Source organism: Mycobacterium sp. E1715 (assembly GCF_001667625.1).
GTDB lineage: Bacteria > Actinomycetota > Actinomycetes > Mycobacteriales > Mycobacteriaceae > Mycobacterium.
Window position 1 is genome coordinate 1 of record NZ_LZJJ01000321.1, and the last position, 11,691, is coordinate 11,691.

Here is an 11,691-nt window from a genome sequence, read left to right on the forward strand (position 1 = left end):
GCAGCCGGGCACGCTGACGGCCGTGATCGGACCCTCGGGCGCGGGCAAGTCGACGTTCGCCCGCCTGGTGGCCGGGTACACGCACCCGACCAGGGGCACGGTGGCGTTCGAGGGCCACAACGTGCACGCCGAGTACGCCTCGCTGCGCAGCAGGATCGGCATGGTGCCGCAGGACGACGTGGTGCACGGGCAGCTGACCGTGCAGCAGGCGTTGATGTACGCCGCCGAACTGCGGCTGCCGCCGGACACCACCAAGGACGACCGGGCCCAGGTGGTCGCCCGGGTGCTCGAGGAACTCGAGATGACGCAGCACCTGCACACCCGGGTCGACAAGCTCTCGGGCGGCCAGCGTAAGCGCGCATCGGTCGCCCTGGAGCTGCTCACCGGGCCGTCGCTGCTGATCCTGGACGAGCCGACCTCGGGCCTGGACCCGGCGCTGGACCGCCAGGTGATGACGATGCTGCGCCAGCTCGCCGACGCCGGCCGCGTGGTGCTCGTGGTCACCCACTCGCTGACCTACCTGGACGTCTGCGACCAGGTCCTGCTGCTGGCGCCCGGCGGCAAGACCGCCTTCTGCGGACCGCCCAGCCAGATCGGCCCGGCCATGGGGACGACGAACTGGGCGGACATCTTCAGCACGGTCGCGGGCGATCCGGACGGGTCCAAGGCGCGCTACCTGGCGCGCACGGGCCCGCAGCCTCCGCCGCCGCCCGCCCAGCAGCCCGCCGACCTGGGCGATCCCTCGCACACGAGCCTGTTCCGGCAGTTCTCCACGATCGCCAGGCGGCAGGTCCGGCTGATCTTCTCCGACCGCGGCTACTTCGTCTTCCTGGCGGTGCTGCCGTTCATCATGGGATCGCTGTCCATGTCGGTGCCCGGCAACGTCGGCTTCGGAATCCCCAATCCCATGGGCGCCGCGCCCAACGAGCCCGGGCAAATCCTGGTGTTGCTCAACGTCGGCGCCGTGTTCATGGGCACGGCGCTGACCATCCGCGACCTCATCGGGGAACGCCCGATCTTCCTGCGCGAACAGGCGGTCGGCCTGTCCACCAGCGCCTACCTGCTGGCCAAGGTCTGCGTCTACACGGTTTTCGCGGTCATCCAGTCGGCGATCGTGACCATCATCGTGCTGCTCGGCAAGGGCGGTCCCACCCAGGGCGCGGTGGCCCTGGGCCGGCCGGGCCTCGAACTGTTCGTCGACGTCGCGCTGACGTGCGTGGCCTCCGCCATGCTCGGCCTCGCGCTGTCGGCCATCGCCAAGTCGAACGAACAGATCATGCCGCTGCTGGTGGTGGCGGTCATGTCGCAGCTGGTGTTCTCCGGCGGCATGATCCCCGTGACCGGACGGGTCGGGCTGGACCAGATGTCCTGGGCGACGCCGGCGCGCTGGGGCTTCGCGGCCTCGGCCTCCACCGCCGACCTACCCAAACTGGTTCCCGGTCCGCTCAGCCCCAAGGACTCGCACTGGCGTCACACGCCGGCAGCGTGGTGGTTCGACATCGCCATGCTGGTGGTGATCAGCATCTTCTACCTGAGCTTCGTCCGCTGGAAGATCCGGCTCAAGGGCGGCTGAGGCCGCCGCGGGTCAGGCGCCCCTGCGGATCACCTGGTCGGCGGCGGCGCGCATCCGGTCGGACAATTGCAGGAGCGCATGCTCGCCCACACCGAGCGGAAGCGTGTAGGCCAGTTGCCGCAATTCGACGGCATAGTTGCGCATGTCTTCGCGAAGGCGTGTCTCGACAGTGGGCATGACATCTCCCTCGGGCTGCGGCCGGGCAAGGGTCCTGGTCCTCGTCGACCAGCCGATTGCAAAATTTTCGCAGCCGTGCCGCCGAACTGCGAGAGCGCCGATGCGAATTAACGGGAGTTTGACAGCGTATTTACAGTCGGCGCGCCGGTGCGGTCAATCTTTCGCATGGCCCAGCTCCACCCGCAGGACCGCGGGAGGCCTGATGATGCCGTCCGGGCTGGCGGTGGTGCCGCCGTCCGTCGTCACGTAAGCGACGCGGCCGCGATCCCCGGGCCGGCGCCCCCAGACCGCGCTGGACGGGCCGACCAAAGTCTCGTCAAACGGTTCGCCGGCGATATGGCGCACCTCGCTGCCGTGCCGCGGCAAGAGCGGCACACGGTCGAGGGTGTTGGCCCGATGCCTTGTCACATAGGCGAATCCGGCGTCCTCGTCGATGCAGAAGTCGTCGGCATTGTCGATGGCGGCGACGAACTGCGCCGGGCCGGCCGGGTCGAGAGACGCTCGATCGACGGGAACCCGCATGAACACCTTCTGCGCAGTCGAGGTGTAGTACAGGTAACCGGTCTGCGGCCCGTAGCGCACGCCGTTGACCCCGGGCTGGGGTGGGGGAGGGACGCCGCTGTCTGGATCATCGGCCATCGTGTCATCCGCGAGCCAGACCCGGGCCGCGGCGCTTCGCGCATTCCCGGCCAGGTCGATCCGCCAGATCAGCCCCGCGAAACAGTCGGCGATCGCCAGAACGTTTGGTCCCAAAAGGCAGCTGCCGTTGAGGGCCCGGACACGGTCGTCGAAGGCGTATATCACCTCCGGTGTCAGCGGCGTCCCCGGCTTCCAGGACGTGAAATCGACTCGGGCCAAATATGACTCGTGAGTGGTGTAGCCCTCGGTGAGGTTGACTACGAAGACGTCGGGCGCAACCTCGACGATGCCGGTGATGTGGTGATCGAAGGTGTGCGCCAGTACGGGCGGGACCGCCGCATCGCAATTCGCCGGCGGCACCCACCACAGTTGCTTGTGCAAGACGTCGGTCACCAGCAGCGAGTTGTCGGCGCGGACCGCAAGGTTTTCGGGGAAATGCCATTCGGGAAAGAACGCGACGGGCGTCAGCACGACGGCGGGCAGGGGGGCCAGCGCCATATTCATTGCTCCAATCCGACGGCGTCGGCGGGAACATCGAAGGCAATCAACGTCATACACACCATCGTGAACCAGCCCAGCAGCACGGTGACGTCCACGATCCCCTCGTCGCCGAGAAGCGCCTCGGCCCGGCGGTAGAGCCCGAAGGGAATGGTGCGCCGGGCCGTCAGAGCGCAGGCAAGTTCGTACACCACTTGTTGGCGCGGGTCGTCGAACGACGTCGGCAGCCCGGCGATCAGCGCCTGAACACGAAGTGGGTGCAGATGGCCGACGCGCTCGCCGATGATTTCGTGTTCGTGGTTCGCGTAGGGGCTACCCCAGTGGCCGTTGGCGACATTGGTCGCGATCTCGATCTCCGCTTTGGTCAAGGTCGAGTCATTTTGGAAATACGCGCCGGTCGGCACGATCGTCCTGGATAGCGTCGGGTTGGCAAGCCAGATCTTGTGGGGACCGGGCACCATCCCGCGCAGAGAGCGGGTGAATTCGAAGGCTTTCCGCATATCGGCGGGCATGGCGGTCACCGGAGTTTCATTGAACCGGCCGAAGGTGCCGAAATCAGACACCGCATTCCTCCACGGGTTTGACTGGTCGCTGACACGTGCGTCTGCGACCAGTCAACGGCGGCGACGTGATTTCGTCCAATATTTTCCGGTGGCCTGGTTCATATGATGTGTCATATGGAACTTACCCACCGGCTGCTGGAGCAGTTCCTCGCCGTCGCGGACGAGGGGCACATCGGGCGTGCCGCCCAACGTCTTTCGATGACTCAACCCCCATTGACACAGGCGATTCAGCGCCTGGAGCGGGCCGTGGGAGTCAGGTTGTTCGACCGCACCGCTCGAGGGGTCGAATTGACCGCCGCGGGGCGGTCTTTTCGTGCGGACGCGGAGCGCCTCAGCGCCGCACAGCGCGCTGCCGTGCGGCGAGCCCAGCGAGTCGCGGCCGGCCTCCACGGCGACGTTGATCTCGGTTTCGTTGTCAGCCTCGCGTTCCGATTCCTGCCGAACTTGATGCGTGCCGGCGCCGGCGCGCTGCCCGACCTGACACTGCACCTCGCTCAGATGCGCACCATGGGTCTGCTCGACGCCGTTCGCTCCGGTGGCCTCGACCTGGGCTTCGCTCGCGGGCCCATTCAACATGCTGACGGGCTGCTCGTCACCGAGGTGGAGCGCGAGCAGGCGCTGGTGGTGTTGCCGAGACACCATCGGCTGGCTCACGAACCGTCGGTCAGGCTCGCCGACCTCCGCGATGAACCCCTCGTGGTTCCTTCCCAACGGTCGCTTCCCGCAATCTCGGCCCGGATTCACGCAGCACTTCGGGATGCCGGCGTCGAGCCGAGAATCGTCGCCGAGACGGACGAGCTCTCGGCGATGATGTCCTATCCCATCGCGGGACTGGCAGCCGCCGTCGTCCCCGAACAAGTCGCGGCCATGCGCCATCCCGGCGTGGTTTACGTGCCGCTGTCCGACCACCTTCCCGTGCTCATCACCAGCATCGTCGCCGTGTGCCGCCCGCACCCGGATCCTGCCGTCGCGCGGCTGCTCGACCTCGCCGCGAATTTGCGGTCTGCGTAACGCGTCCGGCGCGCCGATCACGCTTATAGACTCCGACTGCACATCGGCGGCAAAGGGGCCCGAATGGATTTCGAACTCGACGCCGGGCAGCGCGCATGGCTGGCCGAGGTCCGCGAATTCCTTCACGACAACGTCACCGCCGAGCTGCGCGCCGAGCTCGCCGAGCACGACCTGGAGTTCCCCGACGGAGAGGTCGCCGGGTTCCGTCGCAAGATCGGAGCCAAGGGCTGGTTCGGAGTGAACTGGCCGCGTGAATACGGCGGCCTCGGTCTCGGCGCCATCCACCTGCATCTGCTGATGAGCGAATTCGAGTACTGGGGCGTGCCGGGGCCCGACCTGACGGTCACATCCGTGGCGCCGATGATCATGCGGCACGGTACCGAACAGAACAAGTCCGAATGGCTGCCGCTGATCGCCAAGGGCGAAATGATCTGTGCCGTGGGGTATTCCGAGCCCGACGCCGGCACCGACCTGGCCAGCCTGCGCACCAGTGCGGTCCGCGACGGCGACGATTGGGTGATCAACGGCACGAAGATCTGGAACAGCGGCGCACAGCGCGCGACCCACGAGTGGCTCTGCGTCCGCACCGACCCCAACGGTGTTCGCCACCGCGGCATCTCGGTCGTCATCGTGCCGATCGACAGTCCCGGCGTGGCGATCCGCCCGCTGTACGCGTGGTCGGGTTATCGCACCAACGAGGTCCACTTCCGCGACGTGCGCGTGCCGGTCACCAACCTGGTGGGCGAGGTCAACCGCGGCTGGACATACATCACGGGGGCGCTCGACCTCGAACGCGGCGCGCTGACCAACGCGGGCGACCTGCGTCGCGCCGTCGAGGAGCTGGGTGAGCTCGCGCGGGCACCACGCCGGGACGGCTCGGTGCCCTGCGACAGCCCAGCGCTGCGGCGCCGCCTGGCACAAGCGGAGGCCGACGTCGCGGTGGCCACCCTGATGGGCTACGAGGCCGCGTCCATCCTCGACAGCGGCGTGATCCCGTCGGTGGAGGTCAGCGTCGAGAAGGTTTTCACCAGCGAACTGCGCCAGCGCATCGCGGTGCTCGCGCTCGACGTGCTCGGCCCGGACGGTCTACTGGCGCACCGCAGCGAGCGGGCGCCGCTGGCCGGCAAGTTCGAGCGGCTGTACCGGGCCGCGCCGCTGATGCGTTTCGGCGGCGGCACCAACGAGGTGCTCCGCGACATCATCGCCCAGCGCGGGCACAAGATGCCCAGCTACGGGCGCTGACGGATGAGAGCGATACCCACCGCCGAGCAACGCGAGTTCGCCGCGTCGCTGCGCGCCCTGCTGGCCGCCGAGAGCCCGATCCCGTTGGTGCGCGCGCTGACCGAACCGGACGCGGACCGCCGCACCCCGGGGCTGTGGCAGGCGTTGACGGGCGCCGGTGTTCTCGGGCTGGCCATCGCCGAGGAGCACGGCGGCTCCGGCGGCTCATTGGACGATCTCGCGGTTTTCTACGTCGAGGCCGGGCGCGCCCTGTGCCCGACGACGATCCACAGCAGCATCCAATCCGCGCTCGCGATCGACCAGCTCGGCTCCCCGGACGCCAAGGCCGCCTGGCTGCCCGCACTGGCACGCGGCACGACCCGCGGCACGACGGCCCTGTGGAGCTCCCGCGACGCCGCCGTGGTGCCGGGGGCGATCCGCGCCGACCAAGTGTCGGGACAATGGCGGCTGAACGGCACCGCGGACTACGTCGCCGACGCCGACGTCGCCGACGTCGTCGTGACTTCGGCTGCGGCGCAGGGTCGCACGCTGGCCTTCGTCGTGCGCGCCGCGACGCCCGGTGTGACCGTGGAACCGCTTGCGGTGGCGGGCGGGCATCGGGCGTTCACCCTGCGCTTCGACGACGTCGCGCTCACCTGCGACGCGCTGATCGGTGACGTCACCGAGCCGGCACTGCGCCGCGTGGCGAACACGGCGGTGGCGTTGGGATCGCTCGACCTGGTGGGCGTCGGGCAGGCCGTCATCGACCGCACCGTCGACTACACCAAGCTGCGCCACCAATTCGGCCGGCCCATAGCGTCTTTCCAGGCTGCTCAGCACCTGGTTGCCGACATGCACATCGCGCTGGCGGCGGCCCGGTTGGCCGCGCACGCGGCGGTGTTCTGGATCGGGCGCGGCCGAGTGGCGACCCGCGAGACCGCGATCGCGCGCCTGCACGCCGCGACCGCGGCGAGGCTGATCACGTTGGACGCCCACCAATTGCACGGCGGCATGGGCTATGTCACCGAGACCGATCTGCACCTGTGGACCGAGCGGGCCCGTGTGGGCTCCACGTGGGGTGGCGGGCCGGACGTCGCCGCATCGTGGCTGGAGGAGACGTTGGACTCGGAGGAGGGCCGGTGAGCGAGGACAGCTTGATCGACGCCGAATCGGCCGCGCGCGTGGGCACCGTCGCCGCGTCCGCGACGGGCGAGGTGAACCGGCGCGACTGGCAACGCTGGGCGGCGGCGGTCGGCGACCATAACCCGTTGTGGTTCGACGCGGATTACGCGAGGGCGCACGGCTTTCGCGACGTCGTCTGCCCCCCGCTCTTCCTGCAGTACGCCGTGCTGGGAGTCACCCACCTCGAGGCCCTGCGGCCCGACGGTTCGTCCGGCGCTGTCTCCGGCAGCCTCGCGTTTCCCCGCGCGCCCAAGCGGATGGCGGGCGGCGAAAGCTTCACCTTCCACCTGCCGGCCTATCACCGCGACGACGTCGAAATGGTACGCACCATCTCGTCGATCGTCGAAAAGCAGGGCCGCTCCGGCAGATTCGTTCTGGTCACCTGGAACACGGTGTACCGCAACCAGCATCAAGACCTGCTCGCCGAGGCGTCCACATCGATGATCGCCCGTCCCTAGGAGCGTCGTGACCGACCAAGTGTTTTACGAGGACGTCCAGGTGGGCGACCGGATGCCCGACCTCACCGTGACCGTCGACGAAACGCAGCTGTTCTTCTTCAGTGCCGCCACCTACAACGGCCACCGCATCCACTACGACAAGGACTGGGCGCGCACGGTCGAAGGCTACGACGACGTGCTGGTCCATGGTCCGCTGCAGGCCGCGCTGCTCGGCCGGGCCATCGGGGACTGGATCGGCGGCCGCGGCCGCCTGATGTCCTTCTCCGTCCAGAACCGGGCGGTCGCCCATCCCGGCCAGCCCCTGAGCTTCGGCGGCACCGTCACCGGCAAACGCCTCTCCGGGGCGGGCGCCGGGCTGGTTGACCTCGACATCGCCGGCCGCCGCGGCGAGACCGTGCTGATGCCCGGATCGGCGACGGTCGAGCTGCCCCGACGCGGAACGCCGTCGTGACCGGCCTGCGCGGCGAGGCGGCGATCGTCGGCATCGCCGAGCTGCCGGCGGAACGGAAGCCAACCCGCCCGCCGATGTTCACCCTCGACCAGTACGCGCTGCTGGCCAAGCTGGTGATCGAGGACGCGGGCATCGACGCCGCCTGCGTCAATGGCCTGCTGACCCACGGCGTCGCCGAGTCGACGATGTTCGCACCCGCCACACTGTGCGAATACCTGGGCCTGGCATTGGATTTCGGCGAGCGCGTCGACCTCGGCGGGGCCACCGCCGCGGGCATGATCTGGCGGGCCGCGGTCGCCGTGGAACTCGGCATCTGTGACGCGGTGCTGGCCGTGGTTCCCGGTTCGGCGTCGCAGCCGCAGTCCGACAAACGCCCGCCCCCGACGCCGAGTTGGTATGGGGCGTCCTCGAACAACTACGGGTCGCCGCAGGCGGAATTCGAGATCCCGTACGGCAACGTCGGCCAGAACGCGCCCTACGCGCAGATCGCCCAGCGCTACGCGGCCGAGTTCGGCTACGACCCCGCGGCGGTCGCCAAAATCGCCGTCGATCAACGCGCCAACGCGTGCGCCCACCCCGGCGCGGTCTTCCACGGCGTCCCGATCACGGCGGACGACGTCCTCGCCAGCCCGATGATCGCCGACCCCATCCACATGCTGGAGACCGTGATGCGGGTGCACGGGGGAGCGGGTGTCCTGATCGCCAACGCCGACCTCGCCCGGCGCGGCCGCCACCGCCCGGTGTGGATCAAGGGATTCGGCGAACACATCGCCTTCAAGACCCCCACCTACGCCGAGGATCTGCTGCACACCCCGATCGCCCGCGCCGCCGACCGGGCGTTCGCGATGGCCGGCCTGACCCGCTCCGAGGTGGACATGGCGTCGATCTACGACTGCTACACCATCACCGTGCTGATGAGCCTCGAAGACGCCGGCTTCTGTGACAAGGGCCGCGGAATGTCCTGGATCGCCGGCCACGACCTGACCTACCGCGGTGACTTTCCGCTCAACACCGCCGGGGGGCAACTGTCCTTCGGGCAGGCCGGGATGGCCGGCGGCATGCACCATGTCGTCGACGGCGCGCGGCAGATCATGGGCCGGGCCGGTGAGGCGCAGGTGCCCGATTGCCATGCCGCCTTCGTCACCGGCAACGGCGGCATCATGAGCGAGCAGGTCGCGCTGCTGATGCGGGGGGACTGACCGTGGGCATCCCCGTACCCGAGCCGACACCGGTGTCGTGGCCCTTCTGGGACGGACTGACCCGGCATCGCATCTTGGTGCAGTATTCGCCCTCGCTCGGGCGCTACGTGTTCTATCCGCGCACGCTCACCCCGGGAACGTTGGCCGACGACCTGGAATGGCGCGAAATCGACGGCGCCGGAACGCTGTACACGTTCACGATCGCCCGGCGGCCGACCGGGCCGCCCTGGGCGGACGCGGTTCCGCAGCTGCCCGCGGTCGTGCAGTGGGACGCCGGACCGAAGTTCAGCACCGAGTTGGTCGACGTCGAACCCGGTGACGTCCATATCGGCATGCGGGTCGAGCCGGTGTTCTACGATCTGCCCGAAGACGGAATCACCCTGTTGAAGTACCGGCCGGCATGAGCGGCCCACCGATGCGCGCGGAGGCGTCACATGGACGACCCTTTTGATGTCGTCCCGGCGATGCTGCGCGAGTTGAACGCCGGATTCCCGCCCGTCGAGACGCTGACCGCCGAGCAGGCCCGCATCTCCGTCGCCCAGCGGCGCCAGCCCGTCAACAACATCGACGACGTCCGCTGCACCGAGGACCGGTCGATCCCGGGGCCCGCCGGCGACATCCCCGTGCGGATCTATCACCCGCACGGCGACGCCCGGGACAACCGGGCCGCGATCGTGTTCTACCACGGCGGCGGATTCGTCCTGTGCGACATCGAATCCCACGACGGTTTCTGCCGCGCCCTGGCCCGCGGCACCCAGGCCGTCGTCGTCTCGGTGGGCTACCGCCTCGCGCCCGAGCACCCGGCCCCCGCGGCCGCGCTGGACGCCTTCGCGGCGTTCCGCTGGGTCGTCGACCACGCGCCCGATCTCGGCATCGACCCGGCGCGGACCGCGGTCGCCGGTGACAGCGCGGGCGGCAACCTCGCGGCCGTCACCGCGGTCCTGTGCCGGGACAGGGGGATCGAGGGGCCGGCCGCGCAAGCCCTGCTATATCCGGTCATCGACCCGTCTTTCGACACCGAGAGCTACCTGCGCTGCGCCACCGGCTACTTCCTGACCTCCGCCGCCATGCGGTGGTATTGGAGCCAATATCTCTGCGGCGAAACGCTTTTGGATCCGCCCGACCTGGTAGCCCCGGCGCGTGCGGGCTCTCACGCCGGTCTGCCGCCCGCGGTGATCGTCACCGCCGGTCTCGATCCCCTGCACAGCGAGGGCTGCGACTACGCGCGTCGATTGCGCGGCGCGGGGGTGCGCGTGGTGCACCGCGATTTCCCGGACCTGTTCCATGGTTTCCTGACCATTCCGTCCTTCCCGCCCGCGGCGTCGGCCCGCGACCTGGTCTATGGCGACCTGCGGGCCCTCCTGCAGCCCACCCTTTGTGAGTCGGCATGACCGAAGCCGACGTGATCGTGATCGGCGCGGGCTTCGCCGGGCTGTACGCCGTGCACCGGGCCGCGTCGGCGGGGCTCTCGGTGCTCGGCCTCGAGGCCGCCCCGGACGTCGGCGGCACCTGGTACTGGAACCGGTACCCGGGCGCCCGCTGTGACGTCGAAAGTGTCGACTACTCCTACTCTTTCGATGAGGAGTTGCAGCGGAGCTGGACGTGGAGCGAACGCTTCGCCGCCCAACCGGAGATCCTCGGCTACCTGCGCCACGTCGCGGACCGGTTCGGCTTGCGCCGCCACTACCGATTCGAGGTCGACGTCGTCGGCGCCGCGTTCGAGCAAGGGCGATGGCGGGTCCGCACCAGAGACGGCCGGACCCACGCCGCGCAATTCCTGATCTGCGCGACGGGTTGCCTTTCGGCTGTCAACCGCCCCGACATCCCCGGCATCGACGACTTCGCGGGCGAGGTGTACTTCACCGCCGCGTGGCCGCGCGACGACCCGGACCTGCGCGGCAAGCGGGTCGGTCTGATCGGCACGGGATCCTCAGGCATTCAAGCGGTTCCGATCGTTGCGGCACAGGCCGACCGCCTGGTGGTGTTCCAGCGATCGGCAAACTACAGCATCCCGATGCCCAACCGCCCCTGGACGCCGGAGGAGCAGCGCCGGATCCGCGAGGAATATCCCGAGCGCCGCCGCGCCTCGGCGTACGCGGCCGCGGGCACGCCCCACGGCACGTACCACAAGAAGGCGGTGGACACCGAACCGCGGGAACGCACCGAGGCGCTGTGGCGGCGCTGGCGCGAGGGCGGCGTGCTGTTCGCCAAGACCTTCCCCGACCAGAACTCCGACCTCGCGGCCAACGACATCGCCCGTGAGTTCGCCGAACAGCGCATCCGTGAGATCGTCGCCGACCCCACCGTGGCCGCCGATCTGATCCCGGTCGACCATCCGATCGGGACGAAGCGCATCTGCACCGACGGCGGCTACTACGAGACGTTCAACCGCGACAACGTCCGGCTGGTGAACCTGCGCCGCGAGCCCATCGACACGATCACCACCGGCGGGGTGCGCACCAGCGCGGCCACCTACCCGTGCGACGTGTTGATCTTCGCGACCGGCTTCGACGCGCTGACCGGCGCGCTGATGGTGAACATGTTCGGCAGCCCGGGCACCATCAGGCCGAGGAACGTCAGCGGCCCGTCGGCCCACACGTCGCTCAGCCGCACTCCGCCCGGGCCCTCGGGGTCGATGCGGGTCAGCGCGCCGGTCAGCGCGTCGAAGCCGGTCGCGAAGATCAACACGTCGCACGGGTAGGTGGCCGCGCTGGTGCGC

The 11,691-nt window shown here is 69.2% G+C and carries 12 protein-coding genes and 1 pseudogene; 10 read left to right on the forward strand and 3 right to left on the reverse strand.

Annotation, left to right across the window (positions count from 1 at the left end):
• Positions 1–1,573: ATP-binding cassette domain-containing protein (locus A9X03_RS16210; protein ID WP_156746571.1), on the forward strand; the 1,573-nt coding region annotated here is incomplete at its 5' end.
• Positions 1,574–1,585: 12 nt separating this feature from the next.
• Here A9X03_RS16210 and A9X03_RS29850 read toward each other — a convergent pair.
• From A9X03_RS29850 to A9X03_RS16220, 3 genes are all read right to left on the reverse strand, one after another.
• The gene (locus A9X03_RS29850; RefSeq protein WP_197498995.1) at positions 1,586–1,750 is read right to left on the reverse strand and encodes a hypothetical protein; all 165 of its coding nucleotides are present in this window, start codon (positions 1,748–1,750) and stop codon (positions 1,586–1,588) included.
• Between the two features lie 153 nt (positions 1,751–1,903).
• Positions 1,904–2,887 carry a hypothetical protein gene (locus A9X03_RS16215; RefSeq protein ID WP_068016565.1) on the reverse strand — a complete coding sequence of 328 codons (984 nt, stop codon included), beginning with the start codon at positions 2,885–2,887 and terminating at the stop codon, positions 1,904–1,906.
• 2 nt (positions 2,888–2,889) lie between these two features.
• A complete protein-coding gene (locus tag A9X03_RS16220) occupies positions 2,890–3,450 on the reverse strand; it encodes a carboxymuconolactone decarboxylase family protein (RefSeq protein ID WP_231969382.1) in 561 nt (186 codons plus the stop codon).
• 114 nt (positions 3,451–3,564) lie between these two features.
• On the opposite strand from A9X03_RS16220, the gene A9X03_RS16225 reads away from it, so the two are divergent.
• The 9 genes and pseudogenes from A9X03_RS16225 to A9X03_RS16265 form a co-directional block, all read left to right on the forward strand.
• Positions 3,565–4,461, forward strand: coding sequence for a LysR family transcriptional regulator (locus A9X03_RS16225; RefSeq protein ID WP_068261913.1), 897 nt, complete (start codon positions 3,565–3,567; stop codon positions 4,459–4,461).
• A gap of 63 nt (positions 4,462–4,524) precedes the next feature.
• Positions 4,525–5,703: an acyl-CoA dehydrogenase family protein gene (locus A9X03_RS16230; RefSeq protein WP_067781004.1), complete on the forward strand. Its 1,179-nt coding sequence runs from the start codon at positions 4,525–4,527 to the stop codon at positions 5,701–5,703.
• 3 nt (positions 5,704–5,706) lie between these two features.
• Positions 5,707–6,825 (forward strand): acyl-CoA dehydrogenase family protein, encoded by a 1,119-nt coding sequence (locus tag A9X03_RS16235; RefSeq protein WP_068261904.1) that lies wholly within the window; start codon positions 5,707–5,709, stop codon positions 6,823–6,825.
• Entirely contained in the window at positions 6,822–7,322 is a 501-nt protein-coding gene (locus A9X03_RS16240; RefSeq protein WP_067750137.1) for a MaoC family dehydratase N-terminal domain-containing protein, read from the forward strand. Before A9X03_RS16235 ends, A9X03_RS16240 begins: the two co-directional genes overlap by 4 nt.
• A gap of 52 nt (positions 7,323–7,374) precedes the next feature.
• Positions 7,375–7,773 (forward strand): MaoC/PaaZ C-terminal domain-containing protein, encoded by a 399-nt coding sequence (locus A9X03_RS16245; RefSeq protein WP_067781024.1) that lies wholly within the window; start codon positions 7,375–7,377, stop codon positions 7,771–7,773.
• Entirely contained in the window at positions 7,770–8,972 is a 1,203-nt protein-coding gene (locus A9X03_RS16250) for a thiolase family protein (RefSeq protein ID WP_068261906.1), read from the forward strand. Before A9X03_RS16245 ends, A9X03_RS16250 begins: the two co-directional genes overlap by 4 nt.
• Positions 8,973–8,974: 2 nt before the next feature.
• Complete coding sequence (locus A9X03_RS16255) at positions 8,975–9,376, forward strand: Zn-ribbon domain-containing OB-fold protein (RefSeq protein ID WP_068261907.1); 402 nt, start codon at positions 8,975–8,977, stop codon at positions 9,374–9,376.
• Positions 9,377–9,406: 30 nt separating this feature from the next.
• Entirely contained in the window at positions 9,407–10,363 is a 957-nt protein-coding gene (locus A9X03_RS16260) for an alpha/beta hydrolase (RefSeq protein ID WP_068261910.1), read from the forward strand.
• Positions 10,360–11,637 (forward strand): annotated as a pseudogene (locus A9X03_RS16265) (flavin-containing monooxygenase); the annotation flags it as partial. The gene A9X03_RS16260 and the pseudogene A9X03_RS16265, both read left to right, overlap by 4 nt.
• Positions 11,638–11,691: the final 54 nt, after the last annotated feature.

Excerpts from the sequence above, each read along its gene's own strand:
- A9X03_RS29850 (WP_197498995.1), bottom strand. The coding sequence starts at position 1,750 with ATGCCCACTGTCGAGACACGCCTTCGCGAAGACATGCGCAACTATGCC.
- A9X03_RS16215 (WP_068016565.1), bottom strand. The coding sequence starts at position 2,887 with ATGGCGCTGGCCCCCCTGCCCGCCGTCGTGCTGACGCCCGTCGCGTTC.
- A9X03_RS16225 (WP_068261913.1), top strand. The coding sequence starts at position 3,565 with ATGGAACTTACCCACCGGCTGCTGGAGCAGTTCCTCGCCGTCGCGGAC.
- A9X03_RS16230 (WP_067781004.1), top strand. The coding sequence starts at position 4,525 with ATGGATTTCGAACTCGACGCCGGGCAGCGCGCATGGCTGGCCGAGGTC.
- A9X03_RS16235 (WP_068261904.1), top strand. The coding sequence starts at position 5,707 with ATGAGAGCGATACCCACCGCCGAGCAACGCGAGTTCGCCGCGTCGCTG.
- A9X03_RS16245 (WP_067781024.1), top strand. The coding sequence starts at position 7,375 with ATGCCCGACCTCACCGTGACCGTCGACGAAACGCAGCTGTTCTTCTTC.
- A9X03_RS16260 (WP_068261910.1), top strand. The coding sequence starts at position 9,407 with ATGGACGACCCTTTTGATGTCGTCCCGGCGATGCTGCGCGAGTTGAAC.